Origin of the sequence: Kitasatospora sp. NPDC004745, assembly GCF_042873275.1 — a bacterium.
Taxonomy (GTDB): Bacteria; Actinomycetota; Actinomycetes; order Streptomycetales; family Streptomycetaceae; genus Kitasatospora.
Genome location: NZ_JBIALK010000004.1, coordinates 126,548 through 145,648, shown reverse-complemented (window position 1 = coordinate 145,648; position 19,101 = coordinate 126,548). Strand labels below are relative to the sequence as shown.

Below are 19,101 nucleotides of genomic sequence, written 5' to 3'. Positions count from 1 at the left end.
GCGGCAGGGGTGCGGGCCGGGGTCCGCGGGTCGGGAGTCGCGGTTCGCGGTCCGGGTGGAAGCGTACCCGCCGGCGCCCCGCCGCCCCGGACGCGCGCCGACCCGCCGCCCCGTCCGACCGCCCCGGGTCCGTCGGTCAGGACACCAGGGTCTGCTCCGCCAGCTCGGTGAGCGTGACGGTGCACAGACCGCCGCGCTCCGTCCGGACGTCCGTCACCTCCAACTGGGTGCCCGGGAGCAGGATGAACTCCTCCTCGCCGGTGAAGGCGGAGAAGTCCTGGATGCCGGTGGCCCGGGCGGGGCGCACCTCGAACAGCGTCCGCTTGCCGCGGCTGCCGAGGAAGGCCTGCGCCACGCCCAGCTTGGAGGTGCAGGAGGAGACGCCCCACCACGTCACCGTCCGCCCCAGCGGGTACTGCGCCCGGAGGTCCAGCGGGACGCCGCGCCAGAGCGGCTCGGTGCGGACGGGCAGCTGGGACACCGCCGCGAACAGCAGCCGCAGGTACGGCAGGTAGGGCACCAGGCGGGAGCGGTCGGGGGAGCGCAGGACGGCGTTGATCTCCCGGTAGAACGCCGACTCGCAGGTGTAGAGGTAGAGCGCGGCGATCGCGTCGGCGGACAGCCCGCCAGCGGCGGCCGGTGCGCCGTCGGCCCGGCGCTTGCCGAACTCGTGCGAGAGCGTGACGTGCCGGTCCAGCCCGCGCAGCAACCGGGCGACCGGCTCGACGGCCTCCCGGAAGTCCATCAGCGGGGTGTCGAACACGCCGGTGATCGCGGGCAGGACGAGGCCCTCGTCCTTGACGCTCGCGAGCCGCTCCAGGTACAGCTGGTGCAGCTCCATGGTGGAGGCGATGAACGCGCCCATCCGCTCGGCGACGTCGCCGTCGGCCGGGCCCCGCCCGTCGGCGTGCCGGTTCCACCCGGTGCTCGGGAGCCAGTCGACCTCCTCGGCGCCCAGCGAGGCGAGGGCCTCGTTGACCGTCGCGAAGTGCGCGCCGTCGCAGAAGACGTCGCCCTGCGCCGCGGGGTTGGGGTGGTCGATGTGCCGGACCTCGACGCCCGGGTACTTCTTCTGGAGCCGGAGCACCACGTTCTTCAGGCTGCGGGCGTGCGCCCCCCACCACGCGAAGACGACGCCGCGGTCCTCCTCGTCGGCGTGCTGCTTGGCGCGCAGGATCTCCTCGACGATCCGTTCGGCGACGGGCCGCCAGAACGCGGTGTGCCGCTCCGGCCCCAGGGCGCCGTCGCTGCTGGCGGTCAGGGCGGCGTTCAGCAGCAGCACGCCCTGGGTGAGCATCGCCTGGAACCACTCCGGCGGCTGGACCGTCTCCTTCTCCTTCAGCAGCGCCCGGACGTCGGCGATCGGTGTCTTCTTGGGTATGCCGTACTTCCACATCGCCGCCGCCTTGATGATGCAGCGGATGCTGACGACCCGGCCGAACTGGCTGTCCTTCCAGTCGTGGAAGGTGTTGTCGAACATGGCGATGCCGGTGGCGCTCTCCGGCCGCGGGTAGGGGTTCTGCCCGAAGACGACGACCTTCCACTTGTGCGGCGCGTGGGGCTTCAGCGCCTGGAAGGTCAGCTCGCGGACGGGCACGACGTCCGGGCCGCGCCCCGGGCCGATGAACGCGGCGGCGTCGGGCCGGGCCTCGATGACCGGCTTCAGCAGCGGCAGCCAGGGCTCGCCGCCGCCCGCGAAGAGTTCGGCGAGGGCCAGCGGGTCGGTCGGGTCGGACGGGGTGGTGGCGTTGGCTTCGCTCATGGGGCGGCACTCCGGGACGTCGGCTCGTTCGTGATGGCCCGTCAGGCACCGGGCGGGCCCCTGGCGGACACCCCCATTCCTACCTGCGGGGTGTGACAGCCCGTGGTCCGCGGATTGTCAGAGGTGGGCGCTAGCGTCGTGGTCAGTCGAGGCCGTACGCCGATGGGAGTGGAGCATGAGCATGGACGACACGCGGTCCCCGCTGAGGGTGGTGCTGGCCGACGTCAACGCGTCGGTGGTGGAGGCCTGGAGGGCGGCGTTCGCCGACGTCCCCGGGGTCGAGGTCCGGGTGGGTTCGATCCTCGACGAGCACGTCGACGCCTGGGTCAGCCCCACCAATGCGCGCGGCCGGATGGACGGCGGGGTCGACGCGGTGATCAGGCGTCACCTCGGCGCCGGCATCCAGTTGCGCGTGCAGCGGGCGATCCGGGACGAGGCCGCGGGGGCGCTCCCGGTGGGCAGCGCGGTCTGCGTCCCCTCCGGCGCGACCAACCCGCGCTTCCTGATCTCGGCGCCGACGATGGCCGGGTCCTCGCAGAACGTGAGCGAGACGCTGAACGTGGCCCTCGCCTGCGCCGCCGCCTTCCAGGCCGTCCACCGGCAGAACGCGGCGGCGCCGGGCAGCATCCGGTCCGTGGCCCTGGTCGGCATGGGCGCGCGGACGGGCCGGGTGCCGGCCCGGGTGTGCGCCAACCTGATGTGGACGGGCTACACCCTGTTCAACGACCACCGCTTCGAGGACTACGACGACCTGCGGGCCACCGTCCTCGCCCAGCTCGACGACCTCGAGAGCGCGCCCGTGACGCAGCGCGTCCGGATATCCCCGCCGGCCCGCGGCACCGGCCGGCGCTGACCCGGGCGGGTGCCGGGCCGGGTGGGCCCGCCCGCGGGTCGGGGTGCCCGGCCGCTCCGTCGGGCCGGGCCGGACAGGAGCGCCGGTGGGCCGTCACGGCCGGCCGGGGCCGCGGCCGGGCAGCGTCTGGCTGTACACGACGCTGGTGGTCGTGCTGCCGAAGCCGGCCAGCTCGTCCACGAGCACCTCGAGGTGCTCCATGGAGGTCGCGGCCACCTTCAGCGTGTAGCAGTCGTCCCCGGTGGTGCGCAGGCACTCCAGGATCTCCCGCCGCTCGGCGAGCAGCCGGCGCAGCGGCTGGTGGCGGTTGCCCGGGTACTTCAGCCGGACGACGGCGAGCACGGGGTAGCCGACCTTGGCCAGGTCCACCACGGCTCGGTAGCCGCTGATGACGCCCAGCGACTCCAGGGTGCGCACCCGTTCCGTGGTGGCGGAGGGGCTGAGCCTCACCCGCCGCCCCAGCTCGCTCAGGGAGATCCTGGCCTCCTGCTGCAGCTGCTCGATGATCGCCCAGTCGACGTCGTCAAGATTCACGGCCATCCGGCCACCCTACCGGGAGATTCACGGCAGCGGGCCGCCACAACCGGGAAGTCTCCGTTCCCTGCCCCATGATCGCCGGGATAGCCTCGGGGCATGCAACTTGGCGTCAACGTACCGAACTTCGGGCCCGGGACGGATCCGGGCGTGCTGCGGGAGTGGGCGCGGACGGCGGAGGGGCTGGGCCTCGACCTCCTCATGGTGTCGGACCACGTGGCCGTCACCGGGGACGTCGCCGCGCGCTACCCGGAGCCGTTCTACGAGCCGTTCACCACGCTGTCCTGGCTGGCCGGCCTCACCACCCGGCTGCGGCTGGGCACGACGGTGCTGGTGCTGCCCTACCGGCACCCGCTGCTGGTGGCCCGGATGGCCGCCGGCCTCGACCGGCTGAGCGGCGGTCGCTTCGTCCTCGGGGTGGGCGTCGGCTGGGCGCGCCAGGAGTTCGAGGCGCTGGGCGTCCCGTTCACCGAGCGCGGCAGGCTGACCGACGAGTACCTGGGCGTCCTGCGGGAGGCCTGGCACCCGGCCCCGGCGGCCGGTGCCCCGGCACTCCCGGGCGCGGACGGCCCGCCCACCGGCGGTCAGCCCGCGGACGGCCCGCCCACCGACGACCGGCCCACGGACGGCCGGCCGACCGGATCCGCGGTGCCCGTCTGGGTGGGCGGCCACAGTGCGGCGGCGCTCCGGCGCGCCGCCCGGTTCGGCGACGCCTGGCACCCGCTGCGCCTCCCGATGGCCCGGATGCGGGAGGTCCTGGCGCAGCACGAGCTGCCTGGCTTCGCGCCCCGGATCGCGCTGCGGCTGACCGCCGCGCCGGTGGGCGACCCCGACCGCCCGGCCGGCGTCGGCACCCTCGACCAGGTCCTGGAGGACCTCGACGGGCTCCGCAGCCTCGGCGCGGGCACCGTGGTGCTCGACCCGTACCACGGCGATCCGGAGGAGACCCGCCACCCGCAGATCGCCTGGCGGGACCTCGCCGCCGTGGCCACCCACTGGAGGGCACCGTGATCACCCCCGCCGACGAACCCCTGCTGCGCCGCGCCGTCGCGATCGCGGCCGAGGCCGTGACCCTGGGCGACGCCCCCTACGGCTCCCTGCTGGCCGGTCCGGACGGCACGGTCCTCGTCGAGGCGCACAACACCGTCCGCCGCGACGACGACATCACGGCCCACCCCGAGCTGAAGCTGGCCCGCTGGGCGGCCCGTGAGCTCGCCCCCGACGAGGCCGCCCGCACCACCATGTACACCAGCTGCCAACCCTGCTCCATGTGCGCCGGCGCCATCGTCCGCTCCGGCCTCGGCCGGGTGGTCTTCGCCCTCTCCACCGACCAGCTCGTCGACCTCAACCCGGGGTCGGGCGCCTGGCCGACCGTCCCGCAGGACGGCCCGGCGCTGTTCGACGAGGCCCGCGCCCCGATCGCCGCCTACTACGGCTCGGCCTGACGCGGCCGCCCGGGTGGCGCGCCCGTCCGCTCGGGCTGCTCCCGGCAGTTCTCGGCAGCCCCGGCTGCTCAGGCAGTCCCGGCCGCTCAGGCCGCTCAGGCCGCAGCGCTCGGCCGGGTGACGCGTTCGGCGACGGCGACGGTGGCGCGGCGCGGCAGCAGGCGCGGCGCCAGCGTGCCGAGCCGGTTGACCAGCCCGTCGACGACCGTGGGCCGGCCCCTGCGCAGCGCGGCCAGGGTGGTCGTGACGACCTGCTCGGGCCGGCGGCGGACGCCGACCGCGGCCTCCTCGCCCGCCACGTCGAAGAACGGCGTGTCGGTGGCTCCCGGGCAGACGGCGAGCGCCCGCACACCGCTGCCGCGCAGTTCGTTCGCCAGCGCCTCGGTGAAGGAGAGCACGTACGCCTTGGTGGCGCCGTAGACGGCCATCCGGGGGATCGGTTGGAAGGCGGCCGTGCTGGCGATGTTGACGACGGCGCCGTGTCCGCGGTCGACCATGCCGGGCAGCAGCCGGGCGGTCAGGTCGGTGAGCGTGAGGCAGTTGAGCTGGACCTGCTCGGCCATCCGGGACGGGTCGGTCTCGGCGACGGCGCCGAAGGTGGCGAAGCCGGCGTTGTTGACGAGGATGTCGACGGTCGCGCCGAGTGCCTCGACCCGCTGCTGGAGTTCGGCGGCGGCGCCGGGCCGGGCGAGGTCGAGCGGGACGACGTGCACGGTGGTGCCGTGCGCCGCGGTCAGCTCCTGCTGCAGGCCGCGCAGCTTGTCCTCGCTGCGGGCGACCACGACGAGGTCGGAGCCACGGGCGGCCAGTTCGCGGGCGAACGCGGCCCCGATACCGGTGGACGCTCCGGTGATCAGGGTGGTCTTGCGGGCGAAGTCCATGACGCTCCTCGTCTCGGCAGGCGCGGGGTCGGGTGCCCCGGTCGGCGCCGCAGCTCAATGTAGTCAGTGCCAACAAAGTAGTCAACGACTACATTCCCGTATGCTGATGCCCATGCGAACGGGCCGCTACCACCACGGAGACCTCCGCGCCGCACTGCTGGAGCGCGCCGAGCAGACGCTGCGCGAGCAGGGCGTCGACGCGCTCTCACTGCGCGAGCTCGCCCGCGCCCTCGACGTCAGCCACGCCGCGCCCAGCCGCCACTTCAAGGACAAGCGCGCCCTCCTCGACGCCCTCGCGCTCACCGGCATCCAGCGGATGACCGCCGCGGGTCGCAGCCGCCTGGCCAGGAGCGGCGAGGGTTTCCGGGACCGGATGTTCGCCTTCGCCCGGTCGTACGTCGACTTCGCCGCCGCGCACCCCGCCCTCCTGGAACTCACCTTCGCGCGCAAGCACGACGTCGCCGTCGCGGACGAACTCCGGCTCGCCTGGGGGCCGTTGGAGGAGGACATCCACGCGGTCATCGCCCAGGGGCAGCGCGAGGGCGAGCTGCGGGCGGGTAGTGCCGACCGGATCTTCAACGTGCTCTACACCGCGGTGCACGGCGTCGCCGCCCAGGCGGCCTCCGGACAGCTCTCCGGGCCGGCCCTCGACCAGGTCTTCGACGACCTCCTCACCCACCTGCTGCGCGGCCTGCGGCCCGCCGCCGGGGACGAACCCCTGGCCGGGCCCGCGGCGCCGACCTGCTGAAGCCCGGCCCCGCGAAGTCGGGCGCTGCTGAAGCCCGGCGCCACGAAGCCGGGCGCCACCTAAGACCGGCGCCGCCGAAGCCCGGCACCGCCGGAGCCGCCCGTCGCGGGCCCGGCAGTGATCCACGAGGCGTGATCTAGCCCAGGAAGCCCCGGAGCAGGGCGGCCGTGGCGGCGAGGTGTTCCTCGGTGGCGCGCCGGGCCGCTTCACCGTCGCCGTCGAGGATCGCCCGGACCATCGCCCGGTGCTGCTCGGCGGCGTGCTCGATGTTGCGCTCCAGCACCGGGATGGCGTTCAGCAGGTCGTTGAGGCGCATCCGGGCCTGCGCGATGCCCGCGGCCAGGGTGGGGGAGCCGGTGAGCTCGCCGACGGCGAGGTGGAAGCGCGAGTCGAGCTGGCGGTACCGCTCGGCGGGGGCGCCCTCCAGGTCGGCGAGCCGGCTCTCCAGGTAGGCGCGCTGCTCCGGGGTGAGGGTGCGGCGGGCGGCGGCCTCGGCGGCGCCGCTCTCCAGCACCAGGCGGTAGGTGAGCGCGTCCTCCAGGTCGTCGCCGAGGTCGCGGACGGCGCGGCGCAGCTCGGCGACGTCCGGCTCGGGCATCCGGTAGGTGACGAAGGTGCCGCCGTAGCGGCCGCGGCGGGACTCGGTGCAGCCCGCGAGCTGCAGGGTGCGGAGCGCCTCGCGCAGGGTCTCGCGGCTGACGCCGAGCCGGGCGGCGAGGTCCCGTTCGGCGGGGAGCCGGTCGCCGTGGCCGAAGACGCCCAGCTTGATGGCCTGCAGCAGCCGTTCGACGGTCTCCTCGAAGGCGTTGCCGGTCCGCACCGGGCGGAAGATCGCCCCGGCCTGCCAGTCCTGGCGGGCCCGCTCGCGTGCCTCGTCGACGTCCACGCCGGAATCGTACCTACGGTCGGGTTCCGGGACTCATCCCCTTTCCGCTCTTGACGCGGCCCGGGCCGAGCCGGAACGATGCTGATCACCCACCCCAATGGTCTGGTTCCGGACCATTGGAAGAGCCGTCCGACCGTCTAACCCGCCGGGGGAGTCGCGCCACGACGTCGTGGCCGCGCCCGCCGGCACACCCTCAACCCCCAGGGGTGCCCATGACCGACGCACGCTCACCCGACCACCCTGCCCCGCTCGGGTTTCCGTCGAACACCGGAAGTGTTACCGGCACCGACGCCGGCGCCGTAACGTCCCCCGCCGCTTCCGGCACCGATTCCCCCACCGCTTCCGGCGCCGATTCCGCCACCGCCACCGCCGCTCCCGCCGCCGCCACCGCCGCTCCCGCCGCCGGCACCCTCTCCGCCGACGAGCAGCGGCTGCGCGAACTGGGCTACACCCAGGAGTTGGCCCGCTCGATGACGGGCTTCTCCAACTTCGCCGTCTCCTTCTCCATCGTCTCGATCCTCTCCGGCTGCCTGACCCTGTACGGCACGGGGATGAACACCGGCGGCCCCGCCATGATCATCTGGGCCTGGCCGGTGGTGGGCCTGCTGACGCTCTGCGTCGGGCTGGCGATGGCCGAGATCTGCTCCAGCTACCCCACGGCGGGCGGACTCTACTACTGGTCCGCCAAGCTGGCCCGCAGCGGCGGCCCGGCCTGGAGCTGGTTCACCGGCTGGTTCAACTTCCTCGGCCAGGTCGCGGTGACCGCCGGCGTCGACTACGGCGCGGCCTTCTTCACCAACGCGTTCCTGACCCTCCAGTTCGGCGTCGAGGCCAGCCCCGCGCACACCATGGAGATCTTCGCCGTCATCCTGGTGATCCACGGCCTGCTCAACACCCGCGGCGTGCGCCTGGTCGCCGTCCTCAACAACGTCTCCGTCTGGTGGCACCTGGTCGGCGTGGCCGCCATCGTCGGCGCGCTCGTCCTGCTGCCGGACCAGCACGCCTCCGCCTCCTTCGTGTTCACCCAGTTCGTCGACAACACCGGCTTCCACAACCAGTTCTACGTGGCGATGATCGGCCTGCTGATGGCCCAGTACACCCTCACCGGGTACGACGCCTCCGCGCACATGACCGAGGAGACCCACGACGCCGCCCGCTCCGGACCGCGCGGCATCGTGAACGCCATCACCGTCTCCCTGGTGGCCGGCTGGGTCCTGCTGCTCGGCATCACCTTCGCGATCCGGGACTACGACGGCGCGCTCGCCAGCGACACCGGCGTCCCGCCCGCGCAGATCTTCATCGACGCCATCGGCGCCGACGGCGCCAAGGTCCTGCTGCTGATCGTCATCGGCGCCCAGTTCTTCTGCGGGATGGCCTCGGTCACCGCCAACTCCCGCATGATCTACGCCTTCTCGCGCGACGGCGCGCTGCCGGGCTCCGCCCTCTGGCACCGCATCGACCCGCGCACCCAGACGCCGACCAACGCGGTCTGGCTGGCCACCGGCGGCGCCCTGCTGCTCGGCCTGCCCGCGCTGTGGAACACCACCGCCTACACCGCCGTCACCTCGATCTCCGTCATCGGCCTCTACATCTCCTACGTGCTGCCGGTGTACCTGCGGCTGCGCCAGGGCGAGGACTTCCCGCGCGGCCCCTGGCACCTGGGCCGCTGGAGCCGGCCGATCGGGATCGTCGCGGTGGTCTGGACGGCGGTGATCACCGTGCTGTTCATGCTCCCGACGGCCAGTCCGATCACCGCCGAGAGCTTCAACTACACCCCGGTGGCGGTGGCCGTGGTGGTCGGCTTCGCCGGTGTGTGGTGGCTGGCCTCCGCCCGGAACTGGTTCACCGGGCCGGTCGTCCACGACACCTCCGCCGCTTCCGCGACCTCCACCGCTGCCGCCGGTCCCGCCGACGCGCTCGACCCCGTCGTGGGCACCCGCCCCGTTCCCCCCTCCGACCCCGCCGAACTGGAGACCCGATGAGCAGCCGTCCCCGGCTCACCCTCGACGAGCTGCGCGCCATGGTCGCGGCGGGGGAGATCGACACCGTCGTGCTGGCCATGACGGACATGCAGGGCCGGCTGCAGGGCAAGCGGGTGGCCGCCGAGTACTTCCTGAACGACGTCGTCCCCGGTTCGGCCGAGGGCTGCGGCTACCTGCTGGCCGTCGACGTCGACATGAACACCGTCGACGGCTACCGCATCTCCTCCTGGGACAACGGCTACGGCGACCTCGTCCTGCGCCCCGACCTCACCACCCTGCGCGCCGTCCCCTGGCACCCCGCCACCGCGATGGTCCAGTGCGACGTCACCCACCACGACGGCAAGCCCGTCACCGTCTCCCCCCGCCAGATCCTCCAGCGCCAACTCGAACGCCTCGCCGCCCACGGCCTCACCGCCCACGCCGCCACCGAACTCGAGTTCATCGTCTTCCGCGACACCTACGAACAGGCCTGGACCAAGGACTACACCCACCTCACCCCCGCCAACCAGTACAACGTCGACTACTCCATCCTCGGCACCGGCCGCATCGAACCCCTCCTGCGCCGCCTGCGCAACGGCATGGCCGGCGCCGGCCTGACCGTCGAGTCCGCCAAGGGCGAATGCAACCCCGGCCAGCACGAGATCGCCTTCAAGTACGCCGACGCCCTCACCACCTGCGACGACCACACCGTCTACAAGACCGGCGCCAAGGAGATCGCCGCCCAGGAAGGCTGCAGCCTCACCTTCATGGCCAAGTACGACGAACGCGAAGGCAACTCCTGCCACATCCACCTCAGCCTGCGCGACGAACACGGCACCCCCGCCTTCCCCGGCCAGGGCCCCCACGGCTTCTCCCCCACCATGGAACACTTCCTCGCCGGCCAACTCGCCTGCCTCGCCGACTTCGCCCTCCTCCTCGCCCCCACCGTCAACTCCTACAAGCGCTACGTCCCCGGCAGCTTCGCCCCCACCGCCATCGCCTGGGGCCGCGACAACCGCACCTGCGCCCTGCGCGTCATCGGCCACGGCCCCTCCCTGCGCTTCGAGAACCGCGTCCCCGGCGGCGACGTCAACCCCTACCTCGCCGTCGCCGCCCTCATCGCCGCCGGACTCCACGGCATCGAACACCGCCTCGAACTCGAACCCGAGTTCACCGGCAACGCCTACACCTCCGACGCCCCCCGCGTCCCCGCCACCCTGCGCGACGCCGTCGACGCCTTCGCCCACAGCCCCGCCGCCACCGAAGCCTTCGGCAAGGACGTCGTCGACCACTACACCCACGCCGGACGCACCGAACTCGCCGCCCACCAACGGGCCGTCACCGACTGGGAACGCCGCCGCGGCTTCGAACGACTCTGAACCACGGCACAGGAGAACCACCATGACCCGTGACGACCGCCGACGGCCCCTGATCGGCATCACCAGCTACCAGGACGAGGCCGCCTGGTCCGTCTGGCGCCAGCGCGCCTCGCTCGTGCCGCAGACCTACGTCGACTCCGTCGCCCGGGCGGGCGGCACCCCGGTGCTGCTGCCGCCCCAGCCCGGCGGCGTCGAGCACCTGCTCGACGCCCTGGACGGGCTGCTCCTCGCCGGGGGGCCCGACATCGACCCGGCCAGGTACGCGGCGGACGCCGACCCGCGCACCGGCCCGCCCCACCACGCCCGCGACGACTGGGAGAGCACCCTGCTGCACGCCGCCCTCAGCCGCGACCTGCCGCTGCTGGGCGTCTGCCGCGGGATGCAGCTGCTCAACGTGGAACTCGGCGGAACCCTGCTCCAGCACCTGCCCGACGGCAGCCACCAGACCGTCCCCGCCGCCTTCGTCCGGCACCGCGTCGACCTCACCGAGGGCAGCCGGCTCGCCGCCGTCCTCGGGCCGGTCACCGAGGTCTCGTGCTACCACCACCAGGCCGTCGACCGGATCGGCGCCGGGCTGAGGGTGACCGGGCGGAGCACCGACGGGACGGTCGAGGCGCTCGAACTGCCGGACCGGCACTTCGCGCTGGGCGTCCAGTGGCACCCCGAGACCGACTCGTACGACCAGCGGATCTTCCAGGCGCTGGTCGCCGCCTGCCGGTCCGCCGGCCCGGTCGCGGGCCCGTCCGGCACCCCGTCCGGCACCCCGTCCGAGCTCCAGCCCGGCGCCGGGACCGGCACCCGGCCCGGCACCCCGTCCAGCACCGACCCCGGCAGCCACCCCGGCAGCCCGTCCGCGAACCACAGGGAGAGCGCCCGATGACCGAACCGGACCTCCACGAGGTCGTCAACCCCGCCACCGAGGAGGTGATCACCACCGTCGAGCTGGCCGGCCTCGCCGAGACCGACGCCGCCGTCGCCCGCGCCCGCGCGGCCTTCGACGGCTGGCGCCGGGTCGCCCCCGCCGACCGGGCCCGACTGCTGCGCGCCTTCGCCGCCGCCGTCGACGCCGACCGCGAGCACCTCGCAGCCCTGGAGGTCGCCAACGCCGGCCACACCATCGGCAACGCCCGCTGGGAGGCCGGCAACGCGCGGGACGTCATCGAGTACTACGCCGCCGCGCCCGAGCGGCTGTTCGGCCGGCAGATCCCGGTCGCGGGCGGGCTCGACGTCACCTTCCAGGAGCCGCTCGGCGTCGTCGGCGTCATCGTTCCCTGGAACTTCCCGATGCCGATCGCCGCCTGGGCGCTCGCCCCGGCCCTCGCCGCCGGCAACACCGTCATCGTCAAACCGGCCGAGCTCACCCCGCTGACCGCCCTGCGGCTCGGCGAGCTCGCCCTCCGGGCGGGCATCCCGGAGGGCGTCCTGCAGATCCTGCCCGGCCGCGGCCCGGTGGTCGGCCGGCGCTTCGTCACCCACCCCGACGTGCGCAAGGTCGTGTTCACCGGCTCCACCCGGGTCGGCAAGGAGATCATGGCCGGCTGCGCCGAGCAGGTGAAACCGGTCACCCTCGAACTCGGCGGCAAGAGCGCCAACATCGTGTTCGCCGACGCCGACCTCGCCCGCGCCGCCGCCACCGCCCCGTACGCGGTCTTCGACAACGCCGGCCAGGACTGCTGCGCCCGCTCCCGCATCCTCGTCCAGGAGTCCGTCCTCGACGACTTCATGGCGCTGCTGGAGCCCGCCGTCAAGGGCGTCAAGGTGGGCGCCCCGGGCGACGAGCAGACCGAGATGGGCCCGCTGATCTCCGCCGCCCACCGCAGCCGGGTCGCCTCCTACGTCCCGGACGACTCGCCCGTCGCCTTCCGCGGCACCGCCCCCGACGGGCCCGGCTTCTGGTTCCCGCCGACGGTGCTCGCACCGGTGCGGCACGACGACCGCGCCTTCACCGAGGAGATCTTCGGCCCGGTCGTCGCCGTCGTCCCGTTCCGCGACGAGGAGGACGCGCTGCGGATCGCCAACGCCACCGAGTACGGCCTGTCCGGCTCCATCTGGACCAGGGACGTCGGCCGCGCCCTGCGGGTCGCCCGCGGCGTCGAGGCCGGCAACCTCTCCGTCAACTCGCACTCCTCGGTGCGGTACACCACGCCCTTCGGCGGCTTCAAGCAGTCCGGCCTCGGGCGCGAGCTCGGCCCGGACGCCCTGGACGCCTTCACCCAGACCAAGAACGTCTTCATCTCCACGGAGGAGTGAGCAGCATGACCAAGCGACTCGACGGCCGGGTGGCCGTCATCACCGGCGCGGGCAGCGGCATCGGCCTGGCCACCGCGCGCAGGTTCGCCCAGGAGGGCGCCAAGGTGGTCTGCGTCGACCTCGACGCGGAGACCGGTGCCAAGGCCGCCAACGAGGTCGACGGCCTGTTCATCCAGGCCGACGTCACCGACGAGCAGGCCGTCAGCGCGCTCTTCCAGCGCGTCGCCGACGAGTTCGGCCGGGTCGACATCGCCTTCAACAACGCGGGCATCTCCCCGCCCGACGACGACTCCATCCTCACCACCGGCCTGGACGCCTGGAAGCGCGTCCAGGAGGTCAACCTGACCAGCGTCTACCTCTGCTGCAAGTACGCGATCCCGCACATGCAGCGGCAGGGCAAGGGCTCGATCATCAACACCGCCTCCTTCGTCGCCGTCATGGGCGCGGCCACCTCGCAGATCTCCTACAGCGCCTCCAAGGGCGGCGTCCTCGCGATGTCGCGGGAGCTCGGCGTGCAGTTCGCCCGCGAGGGCATCCGCGTCAACGCCCTCTGCCCGGGGCCGGTCAACACCCCGCTGCTCCAGGAGCTCTTCGCCAAGGACCCGGAGCGCGCCGCCCGCCGCCTCGTCCACATCCCCCTCGGCCGCTTCGCCGAGCCCGAGGAGATCGCCGCCGCGGTCGCCTTCCTCGCCTCCGACGACTCCTCCTTCATGACCGCCAACACCTTCCTCGTCGACGGCGGCATCTCCGGCGCCTACGTCACCCCGCAGTAACCCCCGCCCGCAGCGACCCCCACCCCACCCACTCACCCACCCCCGGCCCGGCGCCCCACCGCCCCGGCCGGGGGTGGCGGCGCATCCGGCCGAGCCGCCGTCACGGGGCCCCGGGACCGGGCACTTGGCCGGGCGAGGAACCGTTCACGGCGGAACCGTTCACCGCTCCGCCGACCTTCGCCCAGGGAACGCCGGGGCCGTCGCCGGTACCGCCCGCGGTCCGGCTCGGGTCGGGCGCGGCCGCGGGGAGCCCGGAGCCGTCTCCGAGCAGGCTCTCCCGGATCAGCCTGGCCTGCTCGGAGCGGCCGGCGGCATCGGTGGCCTGAGCGACCCGGTGCAGGTAGACCGTCCGTTCGGGGGAGTCCGTCACCAGATCGACGTCGTCCAGCAGCTCGGTCAGCGGACCGACCACGGCCGGCCCCCGCGTCGGCCCGGTCGGCTCCGTCGGCCCGGGCCGGTCGGGCGGCCCGCCCTCGTCCCCGTCGTCCCCGTCGTCCTCCCGGTGCCCCGGGGTGGGTGCCACCGCGTCCAGGAACGGGACCGGCCTCGGCGCGGGGTACGGCACCAGGTGCTCGTACAGGCCGTCCACGTCCTCGTCGTTGGCCGCCGCCGACAGCTGGGCGAGCGGACCGATCATGTCGACGGCCTCCCGGACCTTGTCGTCGTGCCGGGCCAACCACCACACCACCGCGCTACCGGGCGACTTCAGGACGTCGTCACCCAGATAGGCACGCCTGCTCTGCTCCTGGCGGCGCTCGTGCTCCCAGACCTCCTCGGACTTGCGCACCTCGGAGAGCTTTCCGAGCCTGGTCCGGTCGTCCTCCGACAGCCTCAGGTCGACCCGTCCGCCCATGGCCTCCACGAGCGCCGACGCGTCCGGCCGCTGGGTGCCGAGCACACCGTTCAAGCGGTGCCGCACCAGGTCCAGCCGCTCGGGCACCTCGAGTTCGGTCACCTGGCGGGCGCGGGCCAGCACCGTCTCGATCGCCAGACCGGCCGGGTCGGCGTGCACCAGCCCGGTCGTGTTCGGGATCGGGCGCCACCACACCGTGGCCGAGAAGTGGAAGTCGTAGTCGGGCACCCGGCTCGGCAGCGCCACGCCGTCCACCCGGGTCTCCTCCCAGGGCGGCTCCGCCGGGGCGGTGACGGTTTCGAACTCGGGCCAGGGCTCCGGTTCGGGGCCGGGTTCCGGATCCGGCTCGGGCACCGGTGACCTCGCCGAGGCCAACAGGACGGCCAGCACCAGCGCCACCGCCGCCGGCACGACCCAGAGCCACACGGGCCACCTGGCCGACACCCCGAGAACCACCGTCACCAGACCGGCCCCGACGGCCAGACCGACGAGCGGCGCCTTTCCGCTGCCCTTCACGCAGTGCTCCCCTCGGCCGGCCCGGCCGCGGCCGGGTCCAGCGGTTCGATCCCCTGTGCGCGGTCGATCGCCCGGCAGAAGCGGGCCGCCACCTCGCTACGGGTCAGCGGAGCCGGCCCGTCCTCCGGGCCGGCGGCCCAGCCGTGTGCCAGCAGGTAGAAGCGGCTGAGCACGTCGACCCGGCCGCAGGCGGCCTCGACGAGGATCCCCATCAGCCGCGCACCCCCGTCCCGCTCCCGCCGGGCCGCCGAGAGCCAGGCCCGCACGGCGGGCTCCCAGGTCCGGGATTCCCGTGCCACGGTCAGCACTCCCCGCCAGCCGCGGGCGACGTCCCGCTGCGGCACCCAGGTGGGCAGGCACTCCACCAGGGCCAGGAAGATCCCGGCGTCCGACCGCTCCGGCGCCGGTTTCTCCAGGCCGGTGCAGAGCCGGTCGAGGAGGCGGAGGTAGAGCCGCCTGTCCCGGCGGACCAGCCCGAGCAGGAGGTCCAGGACCTCGGGCGGATCGGCGCCGAGCTCCCTGCGAGCCAGCTGGTGCAGCCGCACCAGCGCCTGGTCGGGGAAGCGCGGCGCCAGGACCTCGACGCACGTCCGCGCCAGGACCCGGGCGAGGTTGCCGGGCAGCCGGGGAGTCGTCGACCAGTCGTAGATCCTCCGTCGGAACTCCGTGCCCCAGGCCTCGCTGAGCAGCCCCTGCCCCAGCACCTGCATCGCCTCGGGGAGCAGCCGGGGGTCCTGGGCCCAGGACTCCACCAGATCGGTCAGTGTGCGGACGTCACCGATGCGGAGGGTCTGCTCGGTGTACCGGCCGATGAGCCGCTGCCGGTCGACGGACTCCAGCCACGGGGTCTCCCTGACCGCGTCCGTGACCCAGCCGCCGAACGCCGGGCGAAGGTCCGGGTAGTAGAGCCAGAAGTGGGACCGCACCGCCGCTCCGTACGCCAGCGCGGCGAATCGGACCCGCTCGTCCTCGACCTTGACCCCTACGTCCTGTAGGCGTTGGAGCGGATCGGGACGGTCGAGGCGGGGCTGTGTGTCCTCGGGGTGGCCGAGCTTCGCCAGCAGCCGTTCGGACAGCCGGATCACCGCATCCGCCGGAGCCTCGTCAAGCATTGCGGAGGTGAACAGCAGAGCCTTCTGCCGGCCGTCGTCGAGACCGGCGATCTGCTCGGCGACCTCGACGGTCCGATCCTTGACGGCTGCGAGCGCTTCGGCTGCCCATGTGGCGAAGTCGCCGCCCGCGGATCTGGCCTGGACCAGCAGTGCGGAGAGCTGCTGCAGCTCCCGCATGGGGGAACGGCCGAGAAGCGGGCGGAAGACCGAGTGCCGCAGTTCGGAGCGGGAGAGCTCGATTCCCGCGGGTCTCAGGTGCCGGGCCAGGACACCCGCCTCGTCGGGGCGTCCGATCGGAACCAACAGCTGGTGGAAGTCCGGTCGCAGGTGGCGTTCGTGATCCCGGGGGATCACCATGACCATCCGCGCATCCAGACGGCGTAGCTTCTCCCAAGACGTACCCAGGCGGCTCTGGGCATCGATGAACTCCGGTGCCGAGACGGCCGAGAGGTCGAACAGGATGCGCTCCCCGCCGACCGGCTCAGCCGACTCGTTCTGCTTCAGCCAGTCGTCGAGCGAGACCTCCCGGAGTGCGTCACCCCCCTCACCGGCGCCGTGCAGCAACACGATGGCCGCCGCACGGCGCCCGCTTCCGGGAGCGCCGGTGAGCAGGACGACCGTGCCCGGTGTCTCCAGCCGCGCGGCCGCGGCCCCGTACCCGGGCGGTCCGACGAAACGCTGACGCAGCCATTCGCGTTGCGCGAGCGTCACCAGCTGAGGGGCACCGCCACGACCCGGTGCCTCCGATGAACCGAAGTAGTTGTTGTTGGTGATGTACTGGCTGCCGTTACCCGTGTGAGTCGGTCCCTGCGTGCTGCCGATCGAGGTCGTGTCCCCAGCCTCGATCACCGGTGGCCCTCGCGGTCGCGGCGGCCGCCGAAGTCGTTGTTGACGGTGCCGCGTTCGACGTAGGAGCCGCCGTCCCCGTGGATCTCGACGCCGCCGTGGCGGGTGGTGTTGTGCTGTGCGCCGCTCCCGGTGTGGACCGGTCCGCTCGCGTTGTTGATGAACGTCCCCACGTCGCGGCCCACGTTGCCGATGCCCCCGCTCTGGTCGTGCCGGTAGTCGCGGGCCTGCACGGCGCTTCCGTCGACGCGGCCGACCTCGTTGCGGGTCTGGACGGCGCCGGGCTCCCCGTCGATCCGCTGTTCGGCCTCGGCGAGCTGGGGGATCGTCCTGGCCAGTTCGTCGCCGATGCGCCGCAGGCCGAAGTCCGCGTCCCGGGTGTCGAAGCGGAGGTACTGGCAGTCGGCGAGTTCGGCGAGCTCTGGCGGCAGGGCGTGCCGGTCCAGCCGGGTGGTGCGGCCGACGAGCACCGGGACGACCAGAGCGCCGCTCTCGAAGGCCTCGACGATCTCGCGGCGGGTCCAGTCCGTCGGGTCGTCGAGGGCGCGGCGCCCGTCCGCCTTGCGTGCGTCGGCCCAGCGGGCGCCGATGACGGCGAGGAGGACGCTGCTGCGCCGGACGGCGGTCAGCAGTTCCCGGGGGAAGGCCTGGCCGATCCCGATGGACTTGCTGGCGCGGAAGACGCGCCGGTCGCCGAAGCGCCGGGAGAGCTCGCGCTCGATCAGGGTGGCGGTGGCCTCCTCGTCGTCGGTGCGGTAGTTGACGAAGACGTCGGGCATGGCGGAGCACCTCTCTGGTGACGGTCGGTTCCGGTGACGGTCCGGCGGTGGCGTGCGGGTGGCGGTCCGGAGGCCGCGCCGGAGCTCTCCCCGGGCCCTACGGGTGCAGAGCCCTGGCGAGCGCGGGCTGGAGGTCCTGGACGGACCGGCTGGAGCGGAACCGCTGGAGTTCGCGGGCGAGCTGGCGGACGCCGGCCCGGATGGTGGCCGAGCGCAGGGCGGGGACGAGGGGCAGGAGGTCCGCGGCGAGTGCGCAGGCGTGCTCCGGTTCACCGTCGGCGGCGTGGGCGAGGGCGTGCCGGAGTCCGTACCGGGCGCGGCTGCGGACGGCGTGGGCCGGGATCCGCGGGTACTCCTGGTCGAACACCTCGGCCGCCCTGCGGGGGTGTCCGAGGTCGTGGAGGCACCACCCGGTGACCACGGCGGCCGGGTCGGCCACGGTGGTGGTGCCGAGGACGGGGGCGCCGGCGTCCTGGTCGGCGGCGGTCGCGAGGAGCCGGCGAGCGCGGTCGAGGCTGCGCAGGCATGCCTCCCGGTTGCCGGCGAGGGCGTGCCCCTGGGCTTCGCGCTGGGCGGCGAGGCCGCGGATCCGGGGCGGCAGGCGGCCGTCCTGCGCGGGTCGGACGAGCTGGACGGTCCGGTCCGCGTCGCCCGCGTAGAAGGTGATCAGGGCACGCCGGACCAGGGCGTACGAGGCCAGGTCGTGGTCGCCGCCGCCCTCGGCGAGTTCGACGGCCTGGGCGGTCCACCGGAGCGCCGAGGGGTCGTCGCCGGCCTCCTGGGCCATCCAGCCGGCGTACTCGGCGTAGCGGGCCGCGAGCACGAGCAGCCGTCCGCGGTTGACCGGGTCGGCCTGGCCGGCGAGTTTGCGCAGGGTGTGGGTCTGGACGGTGAGCAGGGGGAGCAGCGTGCCGGGGTCGCTGTTCTGGCCGAGCCTGCGGATCTGGTCGAAGTGGGTCCGGAAGACCTCGACCGGGGTGGACTCCTGGTCCGCTGCGCCGGCGGGTGCGGCGGCGGCCGGCAGGGCGGTGGCGAGTCCGCCTCCGAGCAGGGAGGTGGCTCCGGCGGCGAGCAGTTGCCGTCGTCCGAGCCCTCCGGGGGCGCCGGTTCCTCCGCGCTGGTGGGGGAGCGGTGGGTCCTGGCGGGGGCCGGCGGGCGCGTGCGGGTCGGCCTGGGGCCGCCGGCGGCCGGTCGGCAGGAGCCGCTCCAGCTCGCCGGCGGCGGCGAGCTGGACGTCGCAGCGGCGGGCGAACTCGGGCGGCGGGGCCTTGTGGCCGCGCTCGATCTTGCTGAGGTGGCCCTTGCTGTAGCTGAGCAGTTCGGCGAGCCGGGTGAGGGTGAGTCCGGCGGCGATCCGCCGTCTGCGGAGCTCCGGGCCGAACTCCTCGGACGGCGTTTCAGGCGCGTGCATGCCAACCCCCGTTCTGGATTCACCCGCCCAGGCATCCGCCGTGGTGTGGGCCGGACGCGGTCTCCCGCCGCTTCCGCCTGGAATCCTGGCATGCGAACGGGCCGGTCAAACG

General features: G+C 73.7%; 17 protein-coding genes. 9 read left to right on the top strand and 8 right to left on the bottom strand.

The window, feature by feature from the left end; all coding sequences use genetic code 11:
• Positions 1 to 136: 136 nt before the first annotated feature.
• The gene (locus tag ACFYUY_RS09700) at positions 137 to 1,762 is read right to left on the bottom strand and encodes an ADP-ribosyltransferase domain-containing protein (protein WP_387899707.1); all 1,626 of its coding nucleotides are present in this window, start codon (positions 1,760 to 1,762) and stop codon (positions 137 to 139) included.
• 181 nt (positions 1,763 to 1,943) lie between these two features.
• Between ACFYUY_RS09700 and ACFYUY_RS09695 the strand changes: the two genes are divergently transcribed.
• Positions 1,944 to 2,615: a macro domain-containing protein gene (locus ACFYUY_RS09695; protein WP_360208515.1), complete on the top strand. Its 672-nt coding sequence runs from the start codon at positions 1,944 to 1,946 to the stop codon at positions 2,613 to 2,615.
• A 93-nt stretch (positions 2,616 to 2,708) separates the two neighbouring features.
• Here the strand turns inward: ACFYUY_RS09695 and ACFYUY_RS09690 are convergent, their stop codons facing one another.
• Positions 2,709 to 3,155: an Lrp/AsnC family transcriptional regulator gene (locus ACFYUY_RS09690; RefSeq protein ID WP_360208518.1), complete on the bottom strand. Its 447-nt coding sequence runs from the start codon at positions 3,153 to 3,155 to the stop codon at positions 2,709 to 2,711.
• A 93-nt stretch (positions 3,156 to 3,248) separates the two neighbouring features.
• On the opposite strand from ACFYUY_RS09690, the gene ACFYUY_RS09685 reads away from it, so the two are divergent.
• A complete protein-coding gene (locus ACFYUY_RS09685) occupies positions 3,249 to 4,160 on the top strand; it encodes an LLM class flavin-dependent oxidoreductase (protein ID WP_387899704.1) in 912 nt (303 codons plus the stop codon).
• Positions 4,157 to 4,594: a nucleoside deaminase gene (locus ACFYUY_RS09680; RefSeq protein WP_360208524.1), complete on the top strand. Its 438-nt coding sequence runs from the start codon at positions 4,157 to 4,159 to the stop codon at positions 4,592 to 4,594. Before ACFYUY_RS09685 ends, ACFYUY_RS09680 begins: the two co-directional genes overlap by 4 nt.
• A 95-nt stretch (positions 4,595 to 4,689) precedes the next feature.
• On the opposite strand, the gene ACFYUY_RS09675 is transcribed toward ACFYUY_RS09680, so the two are convergent.
• Complete coding sequence (locus ACFYUY_RS09675) at positions 4,690 to 5,475, bottom strand: SDR family oxidoreductase (protein WP_360208527.1); 786 nt, start codon at positions 5,473 to 5,475, stop codon at positions 4,690 to 4,692.
• Positions 5,476 to 5,587: 112 nt separating this feature from the next.
• On the opposite strand from ACFYUY_RS09675, the gene ACFYUY_RS09670 reads away from it, so the two are divergent.
• Positions 5,588 to 6,223 carry a TetR/AcrR family transcriptional regulator gene (locus ACFYUY_RS09670; protein WP_387899702.1) on the top strand — a complete coding sequence of 212 codons (636 nt, stop codon included), beginning with the start codon at positions 5,588 to 5,590 and terminating at the stop codon, positions 6,221 to 6,223.
• Between the two features lie 136 nt (positions 6,224 to 6,359).
• Here ACFYUY_RS09670 and ACFYUY_RS09665 read toward each other — a convergent pair whose 3' ends face one another.
• Positions 6,360 to 7,109 carry an FCD domain-containing protein gene (locus ACFYUY_RS09665; RefSeq protein ID WP_360208533.1) on the bottom strand — a complete coding sequence of 250 codons (750 nt, stop codon included), beginning with the start codon at positions 7,107 to 7,109 and terminating at the stop codon, positions 6,360 to 6,362.
• A 470-nt stretch (positions 7,110 to 7,579) separates the two neighbouring features.
• Here ACFYUY_RS09665 and ACFYUY_RS09660 point away from each other — a divergent pair, with 470 nt between their 5' ends.
• From ACFYUY_RS09660 to ACFYUY_RS09640, 5 genes are read left to right on the top strand one after another with little or no spacing between them, the layout of a single operon-like run.
• Entirely contained in the window at positions 7,580 to 9,091 is a 1,512-nt protein-coding gene (locus ACFYUY_RS09660) for an amino acid permease (protein WP_387900017.1), read from the top strand.
• Positions 9,088 to 10,449 carry a glutamine synthetase family protein gene (locus tag ACFYUY_RS09655; RefSeq protein ID WP_387899700.1) on the top strand — a complete coding sequence of 454 codons (1,362 nt, stop codon included), beginning with the start codon at positions 9,088 to 9,090 and terminating at the stop codon, positions 10,447 to 10,449. Before ACFYUY_RS09660 ends, ACFYUY_RS09655 begins: the two co-directional genes overlap by 4 nt.
• 22 nt (positions 10,450 to 10,471) lie before the next feature.
• Positions 10,472 to 11,329, top strand: a complete 858-nt coding sequence (locus ACFYUY_RS09650; protein ID WP_360211121.1) for a gamma-glutamyl-gamma-aminobutyrate hydrolase family protein — start codon at positions 10,472 to 10,474, stop codon at positions 11,327 to 11,329.
• On the top strand, positions 11,326 to 12,699 hold the full coding sequence (locus tag ACFYUY_RS09645; RefSeq protein WP_387899698.1) for an aldehyde dehydrogenase family protein: 1,374 nt from the start codon (positions 11,326 to 11,328) through the stop codon (positions 12,697 to 12,699). Before ACFYUY_RS09650 ends, ACFYUY_RS09645 begins: the two co-directional genes overlap by 4 nt.
• A gap of 5 nt (positions 12,700 to 12,704) precedes the next feature.
• Positions 12,705 to 13,472, top strand: a complete 768-nt coding sequence (locus ACFYUY_RS09640) for a 3-oxoacyl-ACP reductase (protein WP_387899696.1) — start codon at positions 12,705 to 12,707, stop codon at positions 13,470 to 13,472.
• Between the two features lie 100 nt (positions 13,473 to 13,572).
• Here the strand turns inward: ACFYUY_RS09640 and ACFYUY_RS09635 are convergent, their stop codons facing one another.
• The 4 genes from ACFYUY_RS09635 to ACFYUY_RS09620 form a co-directional block, all read right to left on the bottom strand.
• On the bottom strand, positions 13,573 to 14,841 hold the full coding sequence (locus ACFYUY_RS09635) for a hypothetical protein (RefSeq protein WP_387899694.1): 1,269 nt from the start codon (positions 14,839 to 14,841) through the stop codon (positions 13,573 to 13,575).
• Positions 14,838 to 16,664 carry a hypothetical protein gene (locus tag ACFYUY_RS09630; RefSeq protein WP_387899692.1) on the bottom strand — a complete coding sequence of 609 codons (1,827 nt, stop codon included), beginning with the start codon at positions 16,662 to 16,664 and terminating at the stop codon, positions 14,838 to 14,840. Before ACFYUY_RS09630 ends, ACFYUY_RS09635 begins: the two co-directional genes overlap by 4 nt.
• Before the next feature lie 134 nt (positions 16,665 to 16,798).
• Entirely contained in the window at positions 16,799 to 17,578 is a 780-nt protein-coding gene (locus tag ACFYUY_RS09625) for a toll/interleukin-1 receptor domain-containing protein (RefSeq protein ID WP_387899691.1), read from the bottom strand.
• Between the two features lie 97 nt (positions 17,579 to 17,675).
• Positions 17,676 to 18,989: a helix-turn-helix domain-containing protein gene (locus ACFYUY_RS09620; protein WP_387899689.1), complete on the bottom strand. Its 1,314-nt coding sequence runs from the start codon at positions 18,987 to 18,989 to the stop codon at positions 17,676 to 17,678.
• Between the last annotated feature and the right edge of the window lie 112 nt (positions 18,990 to 19,101).